Genomic DNA, 25507 nt, shown 5'->3' with positions numbered 1-25507 from the left:
ATACCCCCCTGCAGCACGTGACGCAGAAATTTCGCGATAGACATTGCTAATGCGATTGACTCGCATTAGGTGCCCCCTCGGACGACAATCGAGCTCGAAGGGGGCCTTTCATGACAGCCGCGCGTTTCACCCTGCTGGTCTGCACCGCGCTCGCAAGCGGTCAGTTGCTGGCCCAGGAAGCCGCATCGCCCGACGACCAGGGGCAGGATCAGGGCCAGATCGTCGTCACCGGCTTTGCGGGGACCAAGACCGACACCGCGCTGACCGAACTGCCGCAGCCGGTCAAGGTCATCACCGCCGAGCAGTATGAGGCGCAGGGTGCGATCAACATCAGCGACACGGTGAAATATGCCGCTGGGGTCCTCGCCAATCCCTATGGCCGCGACACCCGCGTCGACGGCTTCAACGTGCGCGGACTCGACGCGCTGCAGTTCCGCGACGGCATGCGCGACATCTTCTCCTATTATGCCAGCATCACGTCGGACCCCTACAACTTCTCGCGCGTCGAGATCGTGCGCGGCCCCGCCTCGGTGCTGTTCGGCCAGGGCTCGATCGGCGGCATCGTCAACCTCGTCAGCAAGACGCCCGACTTCGCCACGCGCGGCGAAATCAATCTCGTCTACGGCAGCTACGACCGCAAGGAAGTGCTGGGCGACGTCAACCTCGCGCTTGCCGACAATCTCGCGGTGCGTTTCGTCGGCCGCGCGCGCGATGCCGACACCTTCGTCGACCATGTGCCCGACGACCGCGTGATGTTCGCGCCCTCGATCCGCTGGCAGCCGACGCCCGACACCGACGTCGTGCTCACCGGCCTCTATCAGGAGGACGACACCGGCTCGACCTCGCAATTCCTGCCGATCGTCGGCACCTTCAGGCCCAACCCGGTCGCCGGCGAGCAGCTCGATCGCTACACCTTCGTCGGCAAGGCCGGCTGGGACCGCTATGCCGGCCGTTCGCTGCAGGGCGGCGGGTCGATCACGCACCGCTTCTCGGACGCCGTCAAGCTCAGCCTCAAGGCGCGCTATATCGACAGCGACCTCGAATATAACACCCATTATGCCGACAGCTATACGAACCCGCAGGACCCCTTCTCGGTCTACGGGACCGACGGCCGCACAATCGCCCTGATCGCGGACGCCAGCGATGCGCGGATGAACGTCTTCTCGACCGACAATAATATCGAGTTCAACTTCGGCACCGGCGCCGATATCGAGCACAAGCTGCTCGTCGGCATCGACTATAGCTGGAACAAGGTCGCCAAGCGTTACGATGGCGGGTTCGAGCTCGTCGACCTCTACGACATCGATTATGATGCGCTCGCGACCTATGACCCCACCGGTCCCTTCACCACGGAAAGCCAGAAGCAGCTGGGCATCTATGTCCAGGATCAGATCCGCTTCTTCGACCGCATCTCGGTCGTGCTGGGCGCCCGCCGCGACCGCGTCACCGGATCGTCGGGCCAGAAGGACAATGCCACCACCTTCCGCGCCGGCATCATCGGCGAGATCGGCGCGGGCTTCTCGCCCTTCTTCAGCTATACCGAAAGCTTCCTGCCGGTCGCCGGCCGGATCGACAATGGCGACGGCACCTTCGGCGATCCCTACCGCCCGCAGACCGGCACCCAGTACGAAGCGGGCGTGAAATGGCAGCCGACGCCGAACACGCTGGTCACCGCCACCGCCTTCAAGATCAGGGAACGCAACCGCGTCCTCTATCTCGCCGCCGGCGGCACCACCCAGTCGGGCGTGCTCAACACCAAGGGTTTCGAGATCGAGGCGAGCCACACGCTGCCCGGCAATTTCGAGCTGCTCGCCAATTACGGCTATGCGAAGCTCAGGTCCGAAACCAACACCAGCCTCGACTATATGCCGCGCCATACCGCGTCGCTCTGGTCGACCAAGACCTTCGGCCTTCCGGATGAAGCGCAACTGCGTCTCGGCGCCGGCGTCGTCTACAGCGGCAAAAGCGTCTCGACCAGCCCGGTCTGGTCGATCGTCACCCCGTCGCGCACGACGGTCGACGCGCTGGCGGAAATCAACTGGAATAGCTGGCGCTTCGCCGTCAACGCGACCAACCTTCTGGGCAAGCAATATTTCGCCTCCTGCCTCGCACGCGGCGATTGTTTCATGGCGGCGCCGCGCAACGTGATGGCGACCGTCGGCTATCGCTTCCGGTGAACAGCGCCTCGCCCCTCGTCTGGGCCGGCGCGGCCGCCGCGGTCCTCGGCGTGCTGTTGCTCCGCCGCGCCTGGGGCCTGCCCCGGCGCTCGGCGGCGCTGAACGGCGCGGCGTGGGCGCTGCTCCTCGTCGGCGCCGCGCTCGGCATCGCCGGCAACGGCGCGTGGGGCGCGGCGATGGTGTCGCTGTTTGGCATGGGAATGGCAGCGCTGTTCCTCGCGCAGGCCGCCGCGGCGTCGCGCCCGGGCAAGACGCGCGCCTCGGATCGCAAGGCGCACATGCTCCCCGCGAAGGGCGAGCCGCGCCGCATCGGACGCCGCCTGCTGACCTTTCTCGTCACCGTGCCGCTCGCGATGCTCGTCTCGCTGCTCGCCGCGCTCGCCGCACGCTCGCTCGCGGGGCTCGGCGGCTGGGCGGAGGCCGACGGCAACGGCCTTACCTTGCTCTTGCTGCCGCTCCTCTGGGGCATCCTCGCCTTCGCGCTGCTGATGATGCCGCGGCGGCGCACGCAATTCGCCTGGCTGCTGCTCCCCGCGGCGGCGAGCCTCGGGCTGATCTGGATCGGAGGGGCGGCATGACGGGACCGGTCGACAAGGGCATGGTGCAGCGCGCCCTCTCGGCGCACGCCGCGATCGGGCTGCTCGCCTCGGCGCTTCTCTACCTCGTCTGCCTGACGGGCACGGTCGTCGTCTTCTATCAGGAATGGCAGCGGATCGAGCAGCCGGCGGCGCCCGAAATGGCGCGCATCGCGCCGGGCGCAGTGCAAAGCGCGGTCGCCGCGGTCCTCGCGACCGAAGAGGGCAAGCCCGCGACCACGCACCTCTACGTCCACCTCCCCGTCCCCGACCTGCCGCGCACGACGATCACGACCGACAGCCAGGCGGTGCATGTCGACCAGACCGGCGCGATCGCGGGGCCCGAAGGCAACGCCTGGTCCGAATTTCTCCTCGCCGTCCATTACCGGCTCAACATCCCCGGCCTGATCGGACTGATCCTCGTCGGCATATTGGGGGTGATGATCGTCGCGCTGTCGCTGTCGGGGGTGATCGCGCACCCGCGCATCTTCCGCGACGCCTTCCGCCTCCGCGCCCGCGACAAGGAAGGAGTCGGGCTCGCCGACTGGCACAACCGGCTGAGCGTCTGGTCGCTGCCCTTCGCGCTCGCGATCGCGCTGACGGGCGCGATGATCGGGCTCGGCACGATCGGCGCCTACGGCCTCGCGGCGAGCTTCTACAAGGGCGATGTCGAGGCGGCCTATGCCCCGATCTTCGGCGGCGAGGGCAAGCCCGACGCCCGCCCCGCTCCGCTCGCCGACGTTGCGACGCCGCTCGCCTGGATCGCCGCCACCCATCCCGAGCTGCGCCCGACCTACATCATCCTCCACGACCCCGGCACGCGCGGCCAGCATGTCCAGCTCCTCGCCGAGCATCCGCAGCGGCTGATCTACGGTGAAAGCTATAATTTCGACGCGAACGGGCGCTTCCTCGGCGCCGTAGGCCTTGCCGACGGCCATCTGGGGCAACAGATGGCCGCCTCGACCTACAATCTCCATTTCGGCAATTTCGGGGGACTGCCGGTCAAATTCGCCTATTTCGGGCTCGGCCTCGCGCTCACCATCGTCGTCGCGACCGGCACCTCGATCTGGCTCGGCAAGCGCGCGCGCCGCGGCCTCCACGAACCGCGGCTGCGCAGCCTGTGGGACGCGGTGCTGTGGGGCGTGCCGCTCGCGCTGGCGCTGACCTTCCTCGCGCGATTGCTCGCCGGCAACAATGCGCCGCTCACCGCGATCTTCTGGATCCTGACCGCGCTGATCCTGCTGGCGGCGGCGATCCGCCCCGAACCACGACCCAAGCGGCTGTTGCAAAGGCTGTTCATCGCCAGCCTGGTCGCCAGCCCGATCGCCGCGCTCGCGGGGTGAGGCGGGTCTCGTAGTAGGGAGCGGGAGGCGGACATTGAGGGGTAGCGCACCTCATCCCCTCCCGCAGGCGGGAGGGGCAGCGAGGCTTGGCAGCTTGCTGCCTAGCCGCAGCGGGGTGGGCCATCGCACCGTCGCTGCCCACCCCCGACCCCTCCCGCCTGCGGGAGGGGAGAAGAACCGCCGTAAACACCTGCAGACCAACTCCCCACACCCCAGCCCCACATCGCGATTGCCGCCTCCCCGGTCCTGTGAAATGAACGTTCCCACGAGTGGGCGCAGGGGAGGATGATTCGGGTGAGCGGGGCAATCGGCAGCGACCGGCGTCTGTGGGCGTTCGCGATCGGCGTCGCGGCGGTGACCGCCGGCGTCCTTCTTCACCTGCCGATGTTCTGGATGGGCCGTGACATGGGGTTCCGCATGGCGGGCATGCCGATGGATCATGGCATGATCGCGGGCATGGGACTGATCGTCGCCGGGATCGGCATCGCCGCCTATGGCCTGCTCCCCAAGGGCCTGTCGGCGCAGATGGCGGCGGCGAGCGAGCTTGTCGTCGCCGCGCCCGAGGACGCGCCGCTGTCGCCCGCGCACTGGCGGCTGATGGCCGTGCTCGTCGTCGCGCTGATCATCGACATCATGAAACCCGCAAGCCTCGGTTTCGTGATCCCGGGCATGATCGACGAATATGGCGTGCCGCGCGAAACCGTGTCGCTCGTCCCCTTCTTCGCGCTCGTCGGCACGGTGGTCGGCTCCTTCCTGTGGGGCGTCGTCGCCGACATCTATGGGCGCAAGGCGTCGATCATGCTGTCGGCGGTGATGTTCGTCGGCACCTCGATCTGCGGGGCGATGCCCTCGCTCGCGTGGAACGTCGGCATGTGCTTCCTGATGGGCGCGGCGGCGGGCGGAATGCTGCCCGTGACCTATGCGCTGCTCGCCGAAATGATGCCGAGCCGCCATCGCGGCTGGAGCCTCGTCCTCGTCGGCGGCCTCGGCGCGGTCGGCGGCTATGCCGCCGCGAGCCTGATGGCGGTCTGGCTCGAGCCGATCTTCAGTTGGCGCAGCCTGTGGCTCGCCAACCTGCCGAGCGGCCTTCTGCTGGTGCTGCTGGGCGCCTTCATCCCCGAATCGGCGAAATTCCTGGTCGCGCGCGGGCGGACGGCCGAGGCGCAGCGCGTGATGGACCGTTTCGGGTCGGGAGTGCGCCGCCTCGCTCCGGTCGAAGGTGCTCCGCCGCGGACGGCGGCCTCAGCGCCCGTCGGACGCGCTCAGACCGCCAAGCTGATCGCGCTCAGCCTCACCGCCATCTGCTGGGGTCTCGTCAATTTCGGACTGCTGCTGTGGCTGCCGGTCGAGCTGGTCGCGCGCGGCTACGGCATGGAGGTGTCGAGCCGGCTCCTCGCCGCCTCGGCGCTGATCGCGCTTCCCACCGTCTTCCTCGTCGCGTGGATCTACAGCGCGTGGAGCACCAAATATTCGGTGCTGGCGTCGATCGCGGTGACGCTGCTCGGCCTCGCCGGCGTCCTGTGGCTCGCGCTGACCCGCGGCGCCAGCCCGGTGCTGCCGGTCGCGCTGCTGATCGTCGGCAGCAACGGCATCATCGCGATGATCCTGCCCTATTGCGCCGAAAGCTTTCCCCTGCGCATCCGCGGCCGCGCGACCGGCTGGGTCGCGGCGTGCAGCAAGCTCGGCGGCGTCTTTGCCCAAGCGCTCGCGATCCTCGCGATCATCCCGACCCTTGCCGTCAGCGCGCTGATGATCGCTGTCCCGACCGCCCTGTCGCTGATCCTCGTCGCGCGCCACGGCCGCGAGACGCGCGGCAGCGACCTGCGCGACCTCGATCCCGAGGGGCATGTCTTCGACAAGGCGGGATTATAGAGCCGCAGGACACGGCATGACCTCGTCATGGCGGGGGACCGGAGCGACGAAGCCATCCAGGGCGGTTTGCGCCACCTCTGGATTGGCGATTGCAAACGCCAGCGAGGAGGTCCACTTTGGGGTGGGGAGCGGACGTTGCGTCCCGATAAGCCCCTCCCCTTCAGGGGAGGGGCAACGCAGACTTGGCAGCTTGCTGCCTAGTCGTAGTGGGGTGGGGTCTATCGGCCTTGCGCAAGGCCGATAGACCCCACCCCACCCCCTCCCCTGAAGGGGAGGGGCTTTCTCTCTGCCTATGGCCGCTATCGGTCGTTTCCCGACATTCGCCACTTCCTCCCCCTCAGCGATTGCGCTTGGGCGCCCTCCCCCATTCGTGATAGCCTTGCCCCGCTGTTTCGGGTTCGCCTGTTGGGGAGGGGAATGGGCATGCACCACGCGTTCAAGGCGGCCGCGATCGCCGGCATCGGTTTCTCTCTCGCCAGCTTTGCGCCGCCGACCGGCTTTCCGGTGGCCGCGCTCGATGCGCTCGACCCCGGCCGCCTCGCCACCCTGTTCTGCGGCGCCCGCCGCGCCGGCGCGACGCTCGCGCACGATCTTCTCGCCGCGGCAGCGGTCGCGGCCCCCGCCAGCCAGGCGGGGCCGATCCCGCTCTTTCCCGACCTGACCGCCTCGCCTTTCCCCGCGTCGACGCGCGACGATCAGGCGCGGCGCTATTTCAGCCAGGGCCTGCTCCTCACCTATGGCTTCAACCACGCCGGCGCGGTGCGCTCCTTCCGCGAGGCGCAGCGGCGCGATCCGGGCTGTGCGATCTGCTGGTGGGGCGAGGCGGTGGCGCTCGGGCCGAATATCAACGCGCCGATGGATGATCGCGACCATGGCGCGGCGCTCGCCGCTGTCGAGCGCGCGATGGCGCTGCGCGGCGAGGCCTCGCCGATGGAGCGGGCGCTGATCGAGGCGGTCGCGCTGCGATATTCGGCCGATCCCGGCGCCGATCGCGCCGCGCTCGACGCCCGCTACGCCGATGCGATGCTCGACGTCGCGCGCCGCTTTCCCGCCGACGACGACGTCGCGGTGCTCGCTGCCGAGGCCGCGATGGACACGACCCCGTGGAATTACTGGGAGGGCGACAGGCGGACGGCGGTGGGCCGCGCCGGCGAGGCGGTGCGGCTGATCGAAACCGTGCTTCGCCGCAATCCGGCGCATGTCCAGGCGAACCACCTCTATATCCACCTGATGGAGGCCAGCGATCCACAGCGCGCCGAGGCGGCGGCGGATCGATTATCGAACCCGGCGGCGCCCAGCGCCGCGCACCTCGTCCACATGCCCGGCCATATCTACCAGCTCCGCGGGCGCCACGCCGACTCGATCCGCGTCAACGTCGCCGCGGCGCGCGCCGACGAGGCGTTCATCCGCAGCGCCGGCAACCAGGGGCTCGTGCGCTACGGCTATTATCCGCACAATATCCACTTCATCGTCACGTCGGCGCAGATGGCGGGCGACATGGGCACCGCGATCCGCGAGGCGCGGCGCCTGCGCACCGTGCTCGACCCCGCGACCTCGGCGCGGATCGCGTGGATCCAGGCGATCGACGCCGCGCCCTATTTCGCGATGGCGCAATTCGCCGATGCCCGGGCGATACTGGCGATGCCCGCGCCCGACGCGCGGCTCGCTTACCCGGCCGCAATGCGCCATTACGCGCGCGCCGTCGCCTATGCCCGGCTTCGCGACCGCGCCGGATTCGACGGGGAAATCGCCGCGATGGCGCGGATCGGCTCCTCGGACGCGCTTAAGGACATGATCGCGCAGGGCGTACCGGCCGACGAGCTGATACGGCTCGCCGAACGGGTCGCGCGCGGCCGGTTCGCTGCGGCGCGAGGCCGCCCGGACGACGCGGTCGCCTTCTACCGCCAGGCGATCGAGATCGAGGGCCGCATTCCCTATCAGGAGCCGACCTACTGGTATTATCCCGTCCGCCAGTCGCTCGGCGCGGCGCTCTTCCAGGCGCGGCGCTATGGCGAGGCCAGCGACGCCTTTCGCGCCGCGCTGACGCAGGCGCCCAATAATGGCTGGGCGCTCTACGGACTCAGCCGCAGCGAAGCCGCGCAAGGCCGCAAGCTCGAGGCGGCCGCCGCCGACAAGGCGCTCGCGAAGGCGTGGCTCGGCGACCGGCGCTGGCTCCGCATGGACCGCCTGTAGGACTGGGGCTCAATCCCCCGCGAAGTCGAACGCGCTGACCCCGCGCTCGCCCTCGCGGAAGCGCAGCGGGCGGCCGAGTGGCGGCATCGAGCGCTGGACGCAGCCGGTGCGGGTGCAGCGGCGACAGCCGAGCCCGATCGGGGTCGCCGGCGAACGCATCAGATCGATCCCGCGCGCGGCGATCAGCGGCGCCGCGACCTTGGCGTCGACCCCGACGCACACCGCGAAGCGCGCCGGGGTGCCGCTGCCGGTCGCGCCGGGCGCGGCGACGCTGCGGCTCTGCGTGAACCAGCGCGATCCATCCTCCAACTCGACCAGATCGGCGACAACTTCGCCGGGCCGCGCAAAGGCCTCGTGCACGCCCCACAGCGGACAGCGCGCGTCGCCGTCGACCAGCGGCGACTGGCTCGCCCCGGCATAGCGTTTGCTCCCCTGCCCCGCGCGGTCGATGCGCAGCATGAAGAAGGGCAGCCCGCGCGCGCCGACGCGCTGCAGCGTCGTCAGCCGGTGCGCGACCTGCTCGTACCCCGCGCCGAAGCGCCGCTGGAGCAGCAGCAGGTCGTAACCCGTCGCGTCGCAGGCGCGCAGGAAGCGGCCATAGGGCATCATCAGCGCCGCGGCGAAATAGTGGATCAGATGGCGCTCGAACAGCCGCGCCGCCGCGGGCTCGGCGAATCCGGCGCCGGCGACGAGCGCGTCGATCTCGTCCTTCGCCTCGATCTGCGCCAATGTCGCCGCCGCCTGGAAGGTGCGCGAAGCGGGGCGCAGCAGCTCATTGAGCATCAATTGCCGCGCGTGCCAGTCGAGCCAGCGCAGCCGGTCGGGCATGACGTCGCTCGGCAGGATGCGGATGCCGAGCTGGTGCCGCGTGCGCAGCCGCTCGGAAATCGTGCCGTAAAGATCGCCGCCCGCGAGCCGCAGTTCGTCGGCCAGTTCCTCGGCGCGCGCGTCGAGGTCGGGGAAATGGTTGCGCCATGTCTCGATCGCGCGGCGAACCGCGGCAACTTCGGGCGCGTCGGCTTGCGCCTCGCCGCGGCCCTCGGGCGCCGCATCGAACAGCCGCGCGAAGGCCGCCGCGGTCGCGGGGGCGCTTTGCAGCCATTCCTCGACCTCCTCAGCGCCGATGCCAAGGTCGGCGAAACGCGGGTCGGCGAGCCGGCGCCGGAGGCCCGCGAGTCCGCCGGGCACTTCCTCGCCCCCCAGCGACGCCGCGTCGAAGCCGAACCGCTCGGCGAGCCGCACGATCACCGTTGCCGACAAGGGCCGCTGGCCATGCTCGATCAGGTTGAGATAGCTCGGCGAAATGGCGAGCGCCTCGGCCATCGCGGCCTGCGTCATCCCCGCCTCGCGCCGCACCTTGCGCACCGCCGGCCCCGCAAACACCCGCCGCTCTGCCATGATTTGTAACTTTCTTTACTGATTTACACGCCAATTTACACTTTATCGGCGTAATTCACAAATTTTATTGACAAATCTTTTCCCTTTCCGCGGCACTTTCGCCAACGTCCATCCATCAGCTTCGAACAAGGACAAGATGATGGGCTACCAGGAAGATATGGCACAGTCGGGCCGCCTGATCCGCGACTATGACGGCACGTGGGACGGCATCAGCGCCGAGAGCATCGCCCGCATGCGCGCCCAGAACAAGTTCCGCACCGGCCTCGACGTCGCGCGCTACACCGCGCGGATCATGCGCGCCGACATGGCCGCCTATGACGCCGACCCCGCGAACTACACCCAGTCGCTCGGCTGCTGGCACGGCTTCATCGCGCAGCAGAAGATGATCTCGATCAAGAAGCATTTCGGCACCGTCAAGGGTCGCTACATCTACCTTTCGGGCTGGATGATCGCCGCGCTGCGCAGCGAATTCGGGCCGCTGCCCGACCAGTCGATGCACGAAAAGACCAGCGTTCCGGCGCTGATCGAGGAAATCTACACCTTCCTCCGCCAGGCCGACGCGCGCGAACTCGGCATGCTGTTCCGCGACCTCGACGCCGCGCGCGCCGAGGGCGACGAGCTCAAGGCCAAGCAGGTCCAGTCGGCGATCGACAATCACGAGACTCACGTGGTGCCGATCATCGCCGACATCGACGCGGGCTTCGGCAATGCCGAGGCGACCTATCTGCTCGCCAAGAAGATGATCGAGGCCGGCGCCTGCGCGCTGCAGATCGAGAATCAGGTCTCGGACGAAAAGCAGTGCGGCCACCAGGACGGCAAGGTCACCGTGCCGCACGAGGACTTCATCGCGAAGATCCGCGCCTGCCGCTACGCCTTCATGGAACTCGGCGTCGAGGACGGCATCATCGTGACGCGCACCGACAGCCTCGGCGCGGGCCTCACCAAGCAGATCGCCTTCTCGAAGGAGCCCGGCGACCTCGGCGACCAGTATAACAGCTTCCTCGATTGCGAAGAGGTCGACGGCGCGGGCAACCCCGGCGACGTGCTGATCAACCGCGACGGCAAGCTGATGCGCCCGAAGCGCCTGCCCTCGAACCTCTATCAGTTCCGTCCCGGAACCGGCGAGGACCGCTGCGTGATGGATTGCATCGCGTCCCTGCAGAACGGCGCCGACCTCTTGTGGATCGAGACCGAAAAGCCGCACATCGAACAGATCGCCGGCATGGTCGACCGCATCCGCGAAGTCGTCCCCAATGCCAAGCTCGCCTACAACAACTCGCCGAGCTTCAACTGGACGCTCAACTTCCGCCAGCAGGTGTTCGACGCATGGAGCGCCGAGGGCAAGGACGTCAGCGCCTATGACCGCGCCAGGCTGATGAGCGTCGACTATGACGGCACCGAACTCGGCGACGAAGCCGACAACCGCATCCGCACCTTCCAGCGCGACGCGGCGAAGCGGGCGGGCATTTTCCACCACCTGATCACCCTGCCGACCTATCACACCGCCGCGCTGTCGACCGACAATCTGGCGAAGGAATATTTCGGCGACGAGGCGATGCTCGGCTACGTCAAGAACGTCCAGCGCGCCGAGATCCGCCAGGGCATCGCCTGTGTGAAGCACCAGAATATGAGCGGAAGCGACATCGGCGACGACCACAAGGAATATTTCGCCGGCGAAGCCGCGCTGAAGGCGGCGGGCAAGGACAACACGATGAATCAGTTCGCCGCCTGACACGAGCTTGGCGCGGGGGAATTCGTTGCCCCCCGCGCCTCCCGAGCTTTCCTGGGGAGGAAAGCCTGCCCGTCGGAAGCCTTCGCGCTTCCGGCGGGCATTTTCGTTGCGATCGACTACGTATCTTGCGCGGCGGCGCTTGCCTCCATCGCCGCGCCGAGGCATTATGGTGCGATGCACAACGATCCGCGACTGACTTTCATGCAGGCCATTGCGCTGAAGCGCAAGGTGGTGGCCAGCTACAACGGCGCCCGCCTCGACCTCGCCCCGCATCTGATGTTCGAGCGGCACGGCGACCTGTTCGTCAGCGCGCTCAATCTCGGCAAGAGCTGGCGGTCGGACGAAGAGCCGCGTCTCGGCCATTTCAAGCTCGACGGCCTCCGCGACGTCGAATTGCAGGAAGAGGAATTCGATCCCCTTCCCGCCTTCGCGCCCGAGCCGCCCAAGGCAGACGACATATTGATCCTCGCCGTCTGACACCGCTTCCCGGCCGGGTTCAGGAGTGGATCGCCGGCGCCTCCTCCCCGCTTCGCGTCTTCACCAGCGACCAGACCACCCCGCCCGCGATCAGCGCCACGGTGACGCCGAGGCTGATGAGCGGCGGGAATTTCGCGCCGCTCATCAGGAAATCGGCGACGAAGATCTTCGACCCGATGAAGACGAGCACCAGCGCGAGCGCATATTTGAGATAGTGGAAGCGGTGGACCATCGCCGCGAGCGCGAAATAGAGCGCGCGCAGGCCGAGGATCGCCATGATGTTCGACGTATAGACGATGAAGGTGTCGGTCGTGATCGCGAAGATCGCCGGCACGCTGTCGACCGCGAAGACGAGGTCGGCGAGGTTGATCACGACGAGCGCGAGGAACAGGGGGGTCGCGGCGAGCGCCAGCTTGCCGGTTCGCGCATCGGGGGCGCGGACGAAGAATTTCTCGCCATGCAGGTCCTGCGTGATCGGGATGCGCCGCGATAGCCAGCGCACCACCGGATTGCCCGCGACGTCCATCGGCTTCTCGCTCGCGAACAGCATCTTGACGCCGGTGAAGACGAGGAACGCCGCGAAGACATAGAGCAGCCAATGATATTCGGTGACCAGCGCCGCGCCGCCCGCGATCATGATGCCGCGCAGCACGATCACCGCGACGATTCCCCACAGCAGCGCGCGATATTGATAGCGCGCCGGGATGGCGAAGGTCGCGAAGATCAGCGAAATCACGAAGATATTGTCGATCGACAAGGCCTTCTCGATGAAGAAGCCGGTGTAATATTGCAGCCCCGCCTCGCCGCCCTTCGCGGCCCAGATCCAGCCGCCGAACGCCAGCGCGATGCCGATGTAGAGAGCCGAGAGCTTGAGGCTCTCGGCGATGCCCATCTCCCTGTTCTCCTTGTTCAATATCCCAAGGTCGAAGGCGGTGAGCGCGATGACCAGCCCCAGAAAGGCCAGCCAGAACCAGACCGGCGTGCCCAGCCAGTCGGCGAAGAGAAATTCCATGATCATTATCCCCGGACAGGCGAAGCGCGCCGCCGAAGGGCAGCGCGCTTCCCGAAATTCATAAGAGTCTTAGCGGGCGTAGAGCGGGCGCCGCATCAGCGCCGCGAGCCGGTCCTTGACCGCGAGCTTCAGCTTTTTCAGCCGCAGCACGCGAAACGGATCGCCGCCGCGTCGGCGCGCCTCGCGCCGCACCGCTTCGTCGAGCCGGCGGTGCAGCACCGTCAGGCGATAGATATGGGGATTCACAGACATAAGGCCTCCTGATTGAGCGAACTCAAGACAGGTGACGCCGATGCCGGGACCCGTTTCAGAGGGGGAGAGCTGGGCCGCAAAGCATCGGTGTCACCCGATGCGGTCCGACATCACGCCCGCGGGAAAAATCCCGCCGACGCCAGAGGGGCCCGGCCCGCATAAGATGTATCTAGGGTGGCGCGTGCGGGCTTTCAACCCTTGCACTGATCCGCCATGCTGGCCGGCGAAACCGTCACCCCATTTCTCTTGGCCCGAAGGAGATCCCATGTCCGTTCTCGTCGCGCGCGATGGCCCGGTCACCATCGTCACCATCGACCGGCCGGCGAAGCGCAACGCGGTCGACCCGGCGACCGCCGTCGCGCTGCGCGAGGCTTTCGCTGCCTTCGCGGACGATGCCGAAGCGCGAGTCGCGATCCTCACCGGCAGCGAAGGGCATTTCTGCGCGGGGTTCGATCTCGGCGCGGTTGGCACCACCCGCTACGACCCCGACGGCCCCGGTCCGATGGGGCCGACGCGGATGCTGCTCGACAAACCGGTAATCGCCGCGGTCGAGGGCCATGCGGTCGCGGGCGGGCTCGAACTCGCGCTCTGGTGCGACCTGCGCGTCGCGGCGGCGAGCGCGATATTCGGCGTCTATTGCCGGCGCTGGGGCGTCCCGCTGATCGACGGCGGGACGGTGCGGCTGCCACGCATCGTCGGCCAGGGCCGCGCGCTCGACATGATCCTGACCGGCCGCCCCGTCGCCGCGGACGAAGCCCGGCGTATCGGCCTCGCCGACCGGATCGTCCCCGACGGCGACGCGCTGTCCGCCGCCGTCGCGCTCGCGAAGCAAATCGCCGCCTTTCCGCAGCTCTGCATGACCAGCGACCGGATGAGCGCCTATCGCCAATGGGATTTCGAGCTCGAAGGCGCGCTAGCACATGAAGCGCACGCCGGGGCCGCCCCGTTGCGGGCGGGCGCTGCGGAAGGAGCCAAACGCTTTACCGATGGCGCGGGACGCGGCGGCAGCTTCGCGCCGGGACAACAGACTGACGGCTAAGGGGTGGGGAGCGGACGTTGCGTCCCGATAAGCCCCTCCCCTTCAGGGGAGGGGCAACGTAGACTTGGCAGTTTGCTGCCTAGTCGTAGTGGGGTGGGGTCTATCGGCCTTGCGCAAGGCCGATAGACCCCACCCCAACCCCTCCCCTGAAGGGGAGGGGCTTTCTCTCTGCCTATGGCCGCTATCGGTCGTTTTCCAGACCTTCGTCATTCCGGACTTGACCCGGAATCCATTCTCCCGGCGCCGCGGGATGAACCCCGGATCAAGCGTGGAGTGCCGAAGGTTGGAGGGGGGTCACGCGTGCGACGTCTGCAACTTTGTAGACCGCGAACGCGTGAAGACCGGAATGTCTTCGCAGCCCCAAGCGATGCCGGCGGCCGCGATCAGGAAATTCGACTGAAATGCGTCGTTTCCAATTTTTGAAGCTTGTCGCTGGACCAGACAATCGTTTCGGTCATGGATTTCAAATCCTTGGCGACGGTATAAACGCGCGTCGACACCCGCGCGCCCGCCTTTCCCAAGGTCATCACCAATGTGTCCGGCGCCGGCTGACGCAGGGCAACAGTGTCGATGAAATCCATATTGCCGGTGACCGGTACGGGGACGCCATCAAGAGCCGCGGTCGATTCCGCATGCCTGATGGAGCCGTCTGGCGCGACGATTTCGACACGCGTCGTCCATTTGCCGTCTCGCGATGCACGGAAGGTCATCGTCACCCGTTGGGGCCGTTCTTTCTCGGGCATGAGCGATGCGTCCAGCGACCAGCTTCCGACCAGCGGCAACTGCGCGGAGGCGGCGCTGTGAACGGCGTCGGCTGTTCCGGCGGGATCGGCGGAAGGGGCGGCTGCGAACATGAGTCCGGCGGCGGCCACGGGTATTGCAATGAGCATGGCGATCATTCCTTTCGAACCGCGAACCCCGACGGTTGCGGTGTGCGCCAAGTCCTCCACGGTGGAGCGCTGGCTCGAAAGATCGATATTTTCGTCACAAGTTTTTTGGAGGTCCAGAAGCCGCGCCAATTCGCGGCTGCTGCCCACGCCCGTCTTACGGCGGGCGGAGCGCAAACGCTCGTTAATCGAGGTTTCCGAACGGCCCAGGCGCGCTGCGATGGTCTTGACGGTATGCCCGGCGACCAGCAGGCGCAGAATTTCCATTTCCCGGTTGGTGAGGCCTGCGGACAAGCCGGGAGCAGGTTCATTGGCAGACATGTCTTTCGCTCACCACAGCCTCACGAACAGGTCCATCCCAATTTAATTGGGAAACGGCAGCGGGACCAGACCAGGCGTAGAGAAAAGCGAGCGTTGAAACATCGTCGGCGCCATGACTCGGAAATGTTCCAATAATCCCATCCGGATCCGACGAGCGAGTCCGCGTCCGCAAATGACCGCGGCGTGCCGCGTCTATGGCTACCCCTTCGCCATCAGCTTCATCGTCATCGCGGTCAGCGCCTCGGTCGCGGTCGAAATCACCGCGGGAGCGTCGGGCGCCCAGAAGGGCGAATGGAGGCTCGGCAGGGTACGGCCTTCCGTCTTCGCCGCCTCGATCTCCGCGGGCGGGACGCCGCCGACCCAGAAGATCATGCTCCTGATGCTCTTGTCCTCGCGGCCATAGCGTCCGAAATCCTCGCCGCCCATGACCGGCGGCATCTGGACGACGCGCTGCTCGCCAAAGCGCGTCTTGAGCAGCGCCGCCATCTCTTCGGTGAAATCGGGCGTGTTGAAGGCCGCGGGCGTATATTCGGTACGGTCGACCTTCACGACCGGCATCTTGTCCTCGGGCATGCCCGCCGCGATCGCCTCGCCCTTCGCGACGCGCGCGATGCCGTCGAGCAGCTTGGTCCGCACCTCGTCGGTATAGCTGCGCACCGTCAGCTGCAGCTTCGCCTCGTCGGGAATGATGTTGTGCTTCGCCCCGGCGTGAAAGCTGCCGACGGTGACCACCGCCGAATCGAGCGGGCTCACCTCGCGCGACACGAGGGTCTGCAGCGCGCCGACGATCCGGCTCGCAAGCACGATCGGGTCCCTCGTCGTCTGCGGATAGGCGCCGTGGCCGCCGATGCCCTTCACAATGATGTCGACGCTGTCGACATTGGCGAGCGCATAGCCCGGCGTGTAGCCGATCTGCCCTGCAGGAAACTGCGCTGCGTCGTGAAAGGCCAGCGCATATTGCGGCTTTGGAAAGCGCGTGTAGAGCCCGTCCTCGAGCATCATCCGCGCGCCCGCGCCGCGCTCCTCGGCGGGCTGGCCGATCATCACCAGCGTCCCCGACCATTTCGCCTTGTTCGCCGCCATCAGCCGCGCGACGCCGATCCAGCTCGTCATGTGGGTGTCGTGGCCGCAGGCGTGCATCACGCCGGTCTCGACGCCCTCGTCGGTGGTCACGCGCACCTTCGAGGCGCCGGGCCAGCCGGTCTGCTCGGTCACCGGCAGCCCGTCCATGTCGGCGCGGACGAGCACCACCGGCCCCGCGCCGTTCTTCATCACCGCGACTACCCCGGTGCCGCCCACCTTCTCGGTGACCTCGAAGCCGAGCTTGCGCGCCTCGGCGGCGAGGATGCTGGCTGAGCGGACCTCGTGAAAGCTGAGCTCCGGATTGGCGTGAAGGTCGGCGTAGATCGTCATCAGCGACGGCATCTCGGCCTTCACCTGCTCGCCCAGCGTCTGCGCCGATGCCGGCGCCATCAGCGCCAGCGCCGCGATGCCCGTCCACAAAATCCGCATAGTCCGCCCCTTTTTCCTATCAGCCCGCCGGCACCAGTTCGATCACGTCGAGCAGCGATTCATAGGCGGGTGCCGGCAGCACGAGCCGCCAGCGATTGTCGCCGATCCGCTCGATGAGCCCCGCCATGTCGCGCATCCGGTCGCTGCCGTAATTGACCGGCACCGTCTCGTCTCCGAGTTCGAGCGTGCCGAGAAAAATCTGGCGCTTCAGATTGTCGGGAAAGATGAGCCCGACCGGCCGCTGCGATCCCGTCAGCTTGGTCAGGCTCGCCAGCCCCTGCTCGGCCGAGACGCGGCAGCGGAACCAGTCATAGGCGATGAAGCCCAGCGTCCCCGTCTGCGCGCCGACCTTGATCGTGCGGCAGCGATAGTCGCCCGCGGGCAGATGCGGGTTCGGCAGCGCCGCCATCGGCTGGAGCAGCGCGCCCTCGCGATCGAGGTCGGCGCCGTAACCGCGCGCGCGCGCATCGGCGAGCGCCATCTCCCAGCTTTTGTACCAGTTCCGGATACGCCCGCGATCCTGCTCGGTCGCGGTCGCGCGCCACGTGCCCGCATCGGGCGTGTCCGCGGCCGATGGCGGCATCGACGGCACCGTCTGGCACGCGGCGAGCGCGAGGCTCCCCGTCACGGTCGAAATCAACTTCATGCGCCCCCACATCATTTCTCTCCTGGTCTGGTCCCCGGCCGAGCTTAGGGGGGCGAGAAAAAATGCTCAAGGGCGTGGCCGAACCCGGTCAGGCGGCGGTCCAGCCGCCGTCAACGCTGAGGTTGGCGCCGGTGATGTTCGCCGCCTCGTCGCGGGTCAGGAAGGCCGCGAGCGCCGCGACCTGCTCGACGGTCACGAACTGCTTGGTCGGCTGGCCGGCGAGCAGCACGTCGTTGATCACCTGCTCGCGCGTCATGTTCCGCGCCTTCATCGTGTCGGGAATCTGATTCTCGACCAGCGGGGTCCAGACATAGCCGGGGCTGATGCAGTTGACGGTAATTCCCGCCTCGGCCACCTCGAGCGCGACGGTCTTGGTCAGCCCGGCGAGCCCGTGCTTCGCCGCGACATAGGCCGATTTGAACGGCGAGGCGACGAGCGAATGCGCCGAGGCGGTGCCGATGATCCGCCCCCAGCCCTTCTTGCGCATCCCCGGCACGGCATGGCGGATGGTGTGGAACGCCGACGACAGGTTGAGCGCGAGGATCAGGTCCCATTTTTCGGGCGGGAAATCCTCGATCGGCGACACGAACTGGGTGCCGGCATTGTTCACCAGGATATCGACCCCGCCCATTTCCTTGTCGGCGCGCGCGAACATCTTCCCGATCGCGTCGGGCTTGGTCAGGTCGGCGCCGTCATAGGCGGCCTTGGCACCCTTCACCCCTTCGAGCGCCTTGCGCTCGGCCTCGATCGCATCGGCGTCGCCGAAGCCGTTGATGATGATGTTGGCGCCATGCGCCGCGAGCGCCTTCGCGATGCCGAGCCCGATTCCCGAGGTCGATCCGGTGACGAGAGCGGTCTTGCCTTTGAGGTGCATATGCTTGTCCTTTCTTCGGAAGGGGAGATTTACGGAGTGTCGGGAACGGCCTTGGGCTGCAGCCCGCCGGGCTGGACGGCGAAGCTTTCCGAACGCCCCTCGGCGATGCTGTCGGCGAGCAGATGGCCGTCCTTCATCGCGGCCTCGACCGCGGCGCGGCCCTGCGCCCAATTGGCCTCCATCGTCGCGCGCGAAAATTCGAAATCGCGCGCGCCGGTCTGCCACGCGGGCGGCTGGTGCACCAGTTGCACGACGTTGAGCGCCTTACGCTCGACCATGCGCTCGACCGCCTTGACCTCGGGCAAGTCGCGCAATTCGTCGGGCAGTTTCTTCAGCATCCGGTCGATCAGCCGATGTTCCTTGCGGCGGCGCACGAGCCCGTCCGAAATGCGCCGGGTGCGGCTCGAAAAGCGGATGTCCTTTTCGCGCGACCAGGCTTCTTCCAGATCGTGCGGCCGATCGCCGCGCGCGGGGAACAGGTCGACCTGGAACGCAAGCATATCCTCGCGCGCCGACTGGACGACATATTCGAGCGGGGTGTTCGACACGAGCCCGCCGTCCCAATACCAGACGCCGTCGATCTCGACCGGCGGCAGGCCGGGCGGCAGCGCGCCCGACGCGAGGATATGGCGCGCGTCGATGCGATCGCATTTCGTGTCGAAATAGCGGAAATTGCCGGTCTCGACCGCGACCGCTCCGACCGACAGCCGCACCTTGCCGGTATTGACCCGGTCCCAGTCGACGAGCCGGTCGAGCGTCTCGACCAGCGGCGCCGTGTCGTAGAGGCTGACCGCGGCGGGGGTCTGCGGTTCGGCGAGCATCGGCGGCGGCCAGCGCGGGGTGAAGAATCCCGGCACGCCGAAGGTCGCGACCTGCCCCGCCGCCGCGACATGCGTCCATTCGCGGATCAGGTCGTTGTCGACCATCGGCAGCGACGGCAGCGCCGAAGAGACGCCGTCCCAGAACTGCCGGAGCTTCCCTACCGCTTCGTCGCGCGGATTGCCGGCGATGATCGCGGCGTTGACCGCGCCGATCGAGATGCCCGCGACCCAGTCGAGCTCGATGCCGAGGTCGATCAGCGCCTCATAGACCCCCGCCTGATAGGCGCCGAGCGCGCCGCCGCCCTGCAACACCAGCACGACGAGATCGGGCAGCGGCAGGGCGGCGGGAGCGGCGCGGCGCGGCATGGGACTCGGGCGATCCTTTGGCTGGGCTCTGCGAAGGCCCGCTAGGTGGACCCCGCGCGCCGGCTTTGCAAGCCCGCCCTCGAAGCCTCTTCCCAACCGCCCACGCTGCTGCCACAACAAGCGCAAGATACGGCAACCGGCTGGAGAATTCCCATGCGCCTCGACGATTATGATCCCGGCGACGACATCCGCGATCTCGGCCGCGGCGGCGGCGGGTTCGGCGGGGGTGGAGGCGGCGGCATGGGCGGCCTGCTCTTCGGCCTGCTGCCGATGCTGCTCGGCCGCAAGATGGGCTGCGGAACGATCATCCTCCTCGGCGTCCTCGCCTTCGTCTTTCTCGGCCCTGGCGCGAACATGCTGAGCACGGGCGGCGGCACCGCCGACCCGATGGCCGACAGCCGCGGCGGCGGCAACATCGCCTGCGATACCGCCGCGGAGAAATTCGCCTGCAACGTCTTCGGCTCGACGCATCAGGTGTGGAGTCAGGTCATCAACGGTTACCGCAAGCCGTCGCTCAACTTCTTCACCGACCAGAACCAGTCGGGCTGCGGCGCCGCGCAGGCCGCGATGGGTCCCTTCTATTGCCCCGCCGACCAGGGCGTCTATCTCGACACCGCCTTCTTCAACGAACTCGCGCAGCGCTTCGGCGCCGCCGGCGACGCCGCGCAGGCCTATGTCGTCGCGCACGAGGTCGGGCACCATATCCAGACGATCACCGGCATTTCGGATCAGGTCCGCCAGCAGCAGCAGCGCGCCTCGCAGGCCGAGGGCAACGCGCTGCAGGTCCGCATGGAGCTGCAGGCCGATTGCTATGCCGGCGTCTGGGCGGCGCTCGCTAAGACGCGCGATGGCCAGCCGGTCATGGAACCCGGCGACATGGAGGAAGCGATGACCGCCGCCAACGCGATCGGCGACGACACGCTGATGCGCTCGGCGGGCCAGCGGCCGGTGCCCGAAAGCTTTACCCACGGCACCAGCGCACAGCGCATGACCTGGCTGCGCCGTGGCCTGCAAACGGGGGACCCGCGCCAGTGCGACACCTTCAGCGCGTCCATCTGACCGCCGCGCTGGCGGCGGCCCTCGCCGCGACGCCCACCGCGGCGGCGACGCTCTATGTCGAGGCGGGGCGCCTGATCGACGGCGTGTCGGGCGAGGTTCGCACCGGCCAGTGCGTCACGATCGCGGACGAGCGCATCGCGGCGGTCGGGCCGTGCGGCGAGACGCCCGAGGGCGCGACGCGGATCGACTGGTCGGGCTATACCGTGCTGCCCGGCCTGATCGACCTCCACACCCATCTCGCCGACCTCGGCCAGAGCGCCGATCTCGCCGCGCCGATCAAGGCCTCGCCCGCCGAGACCGCGCTCGTCGGCGCGCGCAACGCACGTGTGACGCTCGACGCGGGCTTCACCAGCGTGCGCGACGTCGGCTGCTATCGCGGCCTCACCGACGTCGCGCTGCGCAACGCGATCGAACGCGGCGACGTGCCCGGACCGCGCATGTGGGTCGCGGGCGCCTATATCACCGTCCCCGGCGGCGGCGGCGAACTCAACGGGGTCGTTCCCAATGATCAATTGCCGCCCGACATGCGGCTCGGCGTCGCGGCGACGCCCGAGGAGGGGGCCGCGAAAACCACCTTCCTGCTCGATCACGGCGCCGACTTCATCAAGACGATCGCGACCGGCGCGGTGCTCGCGATCGGCACCGAGCCCGGCGCGCCCGAACTGACCGAGGATCAGCTCCGCGCGGTGGTGAAGGTCGCGCACGCCCGCGGCAAGCGCGTCACCGCGCACGCGCACGGCGCCGAGGGGATCAAGAATGCCATCCGCGCCGGAGTCGACAGCATCGAACATGCGAGCCTCGCCGACGAGGAGGCGCTGCAAATGGCGAAGGCGCACGGCACCTGGCTCGTCATGGACATCTACAACGGCACCTATATCGACGAGGAAGGCACGCGCGAGGGCTGGCCCGAGGAGTATCTGCGCAAGAATCGCGAGACCACCGACACCCAGCGCGCCGCGTTCAAACGCGCGGTCGAACTGGGCGTCAAGATCGGCTACGGCACCGACGCCGGCGTCTATCCGCACGGGCTCAACGCGCGGCAGTTCGCCAACATGGTCAAATATGGCATGACCCCGATGCAAGCGATCGAGGCCGCCACCGGCCGCGCCGCCGAGGAAATGGGCCGAGAGGACGTGGGCGCGATCGTGCCCGGTCGCTATGCGGATATGGTCGCGGTCAAGGCCGACCCGCTCACCGACATCACGGTGCTGGAAAAGATCGACCATGTGATGAAGGGCGGCGCGATCGTCCGTTAGCCGGCTGGTCGCGTTCCTATCCGACGTGCTCCCCGACGAAAGCCGGGGTCCAGAGCGTAATCACGCGGCGCCGGCTTTCTACCGCCCTGGAGCCCGGCTTTCGGCGGGGTTCACCAGGTGCTGTCACCTGGCGCGCCCTCTTTTCCCTCGTCATCCCGGACTTGATCCGGGGTCTCGCTTGATATCGAAGCCAGTCGATGCATCAAAAAGCGGGATCCCGGATCAAGTCCGGGATGACGAGGGAAATAAAGCGACGTCCACTTCCCACCCCAAAGCCACCCTTCAGCGATCTCCCCATCAACGGGGTTGAACCCTCCCGCCGCGCCGCTAAACCGCTTTCATGCGAAACCATCTCATCCCCAGCGCCATCGCGCTCGCCGCCGCCCTGTCCGCCGCCCCTGCCCTCGCCCGGCCGATGACCGAGGTCGATCTCGCGACGTTGAAGCGCGTCGCGGCGCCGACCGCGTCGCCCGACGGGCGCTGGGTCGTGTTCCAGATGACCGAGACCGAGGACGGCACCTATAAGCGCTCGACCGGCCTGTGGCTCGTCGATCGCAAGGCGAAGGATGCGAAGCCGGTGCGGGTCGCCGACGTCGCGGGCAAGAACGAGACTTCCCCGGCGTTCCACCCGGACGGCACGCTCTTCTTCGTTTCCGACGCGTCGGGCAGCGACCAGGTCTGGCGCGTCGACACGCGCGCGATGGCCACACCGGCGGTTCAGGTGACGAACGAAAAGGCCGATGTCGCGGGGTTCAAGCTGTCGCCCGACGGCAAGCGCCTGCTCGCCTGGGGCGATATAGCCAAGGAATGCGCGAGCTTCGGCTGCGAAGCGAAGGACAAGGGCGCGCTCGTCGGCCCCGGCAGCGGCCGCCTCTACAAGGACGGCGCGGGCTTCGTGCGCCACTGGGACCAGTGGGAGACGCCGGGCACCTACAGCCGCCCCTTCGTCTTCGACCTCGTCGACGGCAAGGCGACGGCGGGCCGCGCGCTCGACGGCGGCCTGATCGGCGACACGCCTTCCAAGCCTTTCGGCGGCGGTGAGGAACTCGCGTGGGGCGCCGACAGCCGCACCGTCTTTTTCACGCTGCGCAGGGCCGACCGCGACGAACCGCGCTCGACCAATCTCGACATCTATCAGGCGAAGGTCGACGCGCGCATCGCGCCGGTCAACCTGACCGAAACCAATCGGGCGACCGACACGCTTCCCGCCCCATCGCCCGACGGCAAATGGCTCGCCTATGCCGCGATGGCGCGGCCGGGCTATGAGGCCGACCGGCAGGTGCTGATGCTGCGCGACCTTGCGAGCGGCGAGACGCGCAAGCTCACCGACGCCTGGGATCGCTCGGTCGCCTCGATCGCCTGGGCGCCCGACGGCAAGTCGCTTTACGTCACCGCGCAGGACGTGCTCGACCATCCCGTTTTCCGCGTCGACGCCGCCAGCGGCAAGGTCGAACGGCTGAAGGCATCGACCGAGGAATTCGACGGCAATATCGGCGACGTGACCCCGCTCGCGGGCGGCGGCCTCCTCTATTCGCGCAACAGCGCACTCCTGCCCACCGACATCTATATCCGCGACGCGAAGGGCAAGGTCGCGCAGGTCACCGCAGTCAACGCCGACCGTCTCGCCGCCTTCGACCCGGTCCAGCTCGATCGGATGCAGTTCGCCGGCGCGAACGGCGACAAGGTGTGGGGCATGATCCTGAAGCCCGCGAACGCCGCCGCGAAGCTGCCGGTCGCCTTCATCGTCCACGGCGGCCCGCAGTCGAGCTTCGGCAACAGCTGGTCGACGCGCTGGAACCCGCGCCTTTTCGCCGAGCAGGGCTATGGCGTCGTGACCGTCGATTTCCACGGCTCGACCGGCTACGGCCAAGCCTTCACCGACAGCATCAACAAGGATTGGGGCGGCAAGCCGCTCGAGGACCTGAAGCTCGGCCTCGCCGCCGCGGGCCGGCAGGACGCGCGGCTCGACGTCGCCAACGCCTGCGCGCTCGGCGCCTCCTATGGCGGCTATATGATGAACTGGATCGCGGGCCAGTGGACCGACGGCTTCAAATGCCTCGTCCAGCACGACGGCGTCTTCGACGCGCGCGCGATGGCCTATGAAACCGAAGAGCTGTGGTTCGACGAATGGGAGCATGGCGGCGCCTATTTCGAGGTTCCCGAAGAGTTTGAGAAATGGAACCCGGTGAACCATGTCGCCCAGTGGAAGACGCCGATGCTGGTCATCACCAGCGAGAAGGATTTCCGCATACCCTATACGCAGGGCATCGCCGCCTTCACCGCGCTCCAGCGCCGCGGCGTGCCGTCCGAGCTTCTGGTCTTCCCCGACGAGAATCACTGGGTGCTGAAGGGCGCGAACAGTGTCCAGTGGCACCGCACGGTATTCGACTGGCTGGGAAGCTATTTGAAGAAATAAGGCGCCCGCTAGTAGAAGGTGAGCAGCGCCCGGAAGAGCCGAAGGCGCTGCTTTTCCGGCTGCGCCGCGATCCGTTCGAGGATGCGCGTCCCTTCGCGGCAGTCGCGTTCCTCGGTCGACCGCACGAACGGCGATTGCCCGCCCGTGCCATAGTCGAAGAGATATGTGGCGATCAGGTCGGCCGCCTTGTCCTCGGACATCGGTCTCTTCCACCGGGTCAGCGCGAGCAGCTCGGCGAGCACCGCATCCTCGCTCGCGTTGACCGCGGCGTCGGCGGCCGCTTCGGCGGGCGACGGCGCATAGTTCGTCCTGCACGACCGGTAGCCGTTCGCGCGTGCCTGCCGCGACCGCCGAGCCTCGACATCGAGCAGGCTCAAGACGATCGCATCGGGCGCCCGCGCCGCCTCGTGCATCAGCCGGTTCACCCACGTATCGCGCACCATCGCCAGCGCATCGCCGGTCGTCCGCCCGCTGTTCCGCTGGCGCCACATATCGTCGGCCGCCTCGTCCCATTGCTGCGGACGATGCTGTCGCAGGGCGTCCCACAGCGACCCCGTCAGCGCGGCGGCCGCCTTGGTCCGGCCGACCGCCCAGGACGGGCCCGCGGCGAGACCCGCGGCCTCGCGGCGCGTGATCACCTTCGCCGCCAGCAGCTCGTCGGCGGCGGGATACCACATGTCGTCGGAGGGCGTCGCGAGCGCGTGGTCGATAAAGGCCGTGTCGACCCCCGCATCGGCCATGATCCGGCGCATCATGGCATCGCCGAAAAGGCCGGGCGCGTCCGCATCGGGCTGCGCGCGTCCGGGATTGCCCGAAATCTTCGAATCCGCGGCTTCGTCCGCCGGCGGGGGCTGCAGTGCGGCGACATAGCTCTGGTGAAAGCCGATCCGGGCGGCGGATCCCATCGACCGGTCGGCGCCGGCCATCAGCACGATCGTGCAGGCCGACGCGCACAGATGCTCGACATGCACGGCAAGGTGCTGGCGGTTGACGATCGAGGCCATCAGTCTGGCGGCCATCACCTCACCGCCGGGCGAGGAAATGACCAGCCGCTTCGCGCCGCGCTGCGCCTTCGCCAGCGCGTGGAACGCGCTATAGCCGGCAAGGTCGATCTCGCCCGCGAAATAGAGCGTCGCGCCGTCCGCCGATGCCTCGATTCGCGCGCCGCCCGGCTCCGCGGTTTGCGCCGCCGCGCCGCCCGCCAGCAAGGCAAGCGCCAGCACCCCTATCCCCAACCCCTTCGTCATGGGCCCACCCTGCACAGCGCGGCGCGCAAGGC

At 67.8% G+C, this 25507-nt stretch carries 20 protein-coding genes; 11 read left to right on the top strand and 9 right to left on the bottom strand.

The genetic code is table 11. From position 1 onward, the window contains the following. Window positions 1-110: 110 nt before the first annotated feature. The 5 genes from ACOTSS_RS06370 (at window position 111) to ACOTSS_RS06350 (ending at window position 8160) form a co-directional block, all read left to right on the top strand. A complete protein-coding gene (locus tag ACOTSS_RS06370) occupies window positions 111-2177 on the top strand; it encodes a TonB-dependent siderophore receptor (protein WP_448690669.1) in 2067 nt (688 codons plus the stop codon). Beyond that, window positions 2174-2755: a hypothetical protein gene (locus ACOTSS_RS06365; RefSeq protein WP_448690668.1), complete on the top strand. Its 582-nt coding sequence runs from the start codon at window positions 2174-2176 to the stop codon at window positions 2753-2755. The genes ACOTSS_RS06370 and ACOTSS_RS06365 overlap by 4 nt, the downstream gene beginning before the upstream one ends. Next, window positions 2752-4095, top strand: a complete 1344-nt coding sequence (locus ACOTSS_RS06360) for a PepSY-associated TM helix domain-containing protein (RefSeq protein WP_448690667.1) — start codon at window positions 2752-2754, stop codon at window positions 4093-4095. Before ACOTSS_RS06365 ends, ACOTSS_RS06360 begins: the two co-directional genes overlap by 4 nt. A 294-nt stretch (window positions 4096-4389) precedes the next feature. Beyond that, window positions 4390-5967, top strand: a complete 1578-nt coding sequence (locus ACOTSS_RS06355; protein WP_448690666.1) for an MFS transporter — start codon at window positions 4390-4392, stop codon at window positions 5965-5967. 423 nt (window positions 5968-6390) lie between these two features. Next, complete coding sequence (locus ACOTSS_RS06350) at window positions 6391-8160, top strand: hypothetical protein (protein WP_448690665.1); 1770 nt, start codon at window positions 6391-6393, stop codon at window positions 8158-8160. 9 nt (window positions 8161-8169) lie between these two features. Here the strand turns inward: ACOTSS_RS06350 and ACOTSS_RS06345 are convergent, their stop codons facing one another. Next, window positions 8170-9558, bottom strand: coding sequence for a helix-turn-helix domain-containing protein (locus ACOTSS_RS06345; RefSeq protein ID WP_448690664.1), 1389 nt, complete (start codon window positions 9556-9558; stop codon window positions 8170-8172). Between the two features lie 139 nt (window positions 9559-9697). Here ACOTSS_RS06345 and ACOTSS_RS06340 point away from each other — a divergent pair, with 139 nt between their 5' ends. Both ACOTSS_RS06340 and ACOTSS_RS06335 read left to right on the top strand, forming a co-directional pair. Further along, the gene (locus ACOTSS_RS06340) at window positions 9698-11290 is read left to right on the top strand and encodes an isocitrate lyase (RefSeq protein ID WP_448690663.1); all 1593 of its coding nucleotides are present in this window, start codon (window positions 9698-9700) and stop codon (window positions 11288-11290) included. Window positions 11291-11464: 174 nt separating this feature from the next. Next, window positions 11465-11767, top strand: a complete 303-nt coding sequence (locus ACOTSS_RS06335) for a hypothetical protein (protein ID WP_448690662.1) — start codon at window positions 11465-11467, stop codon at window positions 11765-11767. Between the two features lie 19 nt (window positions 11768-11786). On the opposite strand, the gene ACOTSS_RS06330 is transcribed toward ACOTSS_RS06335, so the two are convergent. Next, a complete protein-coding gene (locus ACOTSS_RS06330; RefSeq protein ID WP_448690661.1) occupies window positions 11787-12779 on the bottom strand; it encodes a TerC family protein in 993 nt (330 codons plus the stop codon). 69 nt (window positions 12780-12848) lie between these two features. Further along, window positions 12849-13031 (bottom strand): DUF465 domain-containing protein, encoded by a 183-nt coding sequence (locus ACOTSS_RS06325; RefSeq protein ID WP_448690660.1) that lies wholly within the window; start codon window positions 13029-13031, stop codon window positions 12849-12851. Window positions 13032-13296: 265 nt separating this feature from the next. Here ACOTSS_RS06325 and ACOTSS_RS06320 point away from each other — a divergent pair, with 265 nt between their 5' ends. Further along, window positions 13297-14070, top strand: coding sequence for a crotonase/enoyl-CoA hydratase family protein (locus tag ACOTSS_RS06320; protein ID WP_448690659.1), 774 nt, complete (start codon window positions 13297-13299; stop codon window positions 14068-14070). Between the two features lie 383 nt (window positions 14071-14453). Here the strand turns inward: ACOTSS_RS06320 and ACOTSS_RS06315 are convergent, their stop codons facing one another. The 5 genes from ACOTSS_RS06315 to ACOTSS_RS06295 form a co-directional block, all read right to left on the bottom strand. Then, on the bottom strand, window positions 14454-15278 hold the full coding sequence (locus ACOTSS_RS06315) for a helix-turn-helix domain-containing protein (protein ID WP_448690658.1): 825 nt from the start codon (window positions 15276-15278) through the stop codon (window positions 14454-14456). 198 nt (window positions 15279-15476) lie between these two features. Further along, on the bottom strand, window positions 15477-16790 hold the full coding sequence (locus ACOTSS_RS06310; protein WP_448690657.1) for an amidohydrolase: 1314 nt from the start codon (window positions 16788-16790) through the stop codon (window positions 15477-15479). Between the two features lie 19 nt (window positions 16791-16809). Next, window positions 16810-17436, bottom strand: coding sequence for a DUF4893 domain-containing protein (locus ACOTSS_RS06305; RefSeq protein WP_448690656.1), 627 nt, complete (start codon window positions 17434-17436; stop codon window positions 16810-16812). A gap of 88 nt (window positions 17437-17524) precedes the next feature. Then, complete coding sequence (locus tag ACOTSS_RS06300; RefSeq protein ID WP_448690655.1) at window positions 17525-18310, bottom strand: 3-hydroxybutyrate dehydrogenase; 786 nt, start codon at window positions 18308-18310, stop codon at window positions 17525-17527. A gap of 29 nt (window positions 18311-18339) precedes the next feature. Next, window positions 18340-19497 carry a patatin-like phospholipase family protein gene (locus ACOTSS_RS06295; RefSeq protein ID WP_448690654.1) on the bottom strand — a complete coding sequence of 386 codons (1158 nt, stop codon included), beginning with the start codon at window positions 19495-19497 and terminating at the stop codon, window positions 18340-18342. Between the two features lie 153 nt (window positions 19498-19650). Here ACOTSS_RS06295 and ypfJ point away from each other — a divergent pair, with 153 nt between their 5' ends. The 3 genes from ypfJ (at window position 19651) to ACOTSS_RS06280 (ending at window position 24228) form a co-directional block, all read left to right on the top strand. Next, entirely contained in the window at window positions 19651-20556 is a 906-nt protein-coding gene (gene ypfJ, locus ACOTSS_RS06290) for a KPN_02809 family neutral zinc metallopeptidase (RefSeq protein WP_448690653.1), read from the top strand. Beyond that, complete coding sequence (locus ACOTSS_RS06285) at window positions 20529-21812, top strand: Xaa-Pro dipeptidase (protein ID WP_448690652.1); 1284 nt, start codon at window positions 20529-20531, stop codon at window positions 21810-21812. The genes ypfJ and ACOTSS_RS06285 overlap by 28 nt, the downstream gene beginning before the upstream one ends. A 340-nt stretch (window positions 21813-22152) precedes the next feature. Then, complete coding sequence (locus tag ACOTSS_RS06280) at window positions 22153-24228, top strand: prolyl oligopeptidase family serine peptidase (protein WP_448690651.1); 2076 nt, start codon at window positions 22153-22155, stop codon at window positions 24226-24228. A gap of 8 nt (window positions 24229-24236) precedes the next feature. Here ACOTSS_RS06280 and ACOTSS_RS06275 read toward each other — a convergent pair whose 3' ends face one another. After that, entirely contained in the window at window positions 24237-25475 is a 1239-nt protein-coding gene (locus ACOTSS_RS06275; RefSeq protein WP_448690650.1) for a hypothetical protein, read from the bottom strand. Window positions 25476-25507: the final 32 nt, after the last annotated feature.

The organism is Sphingopyxis sp. NJF-3 (assembly GCF_053514865.1).
This window is presented reverse-complemented; position numbering and strand designations above follow the sequence as displayed.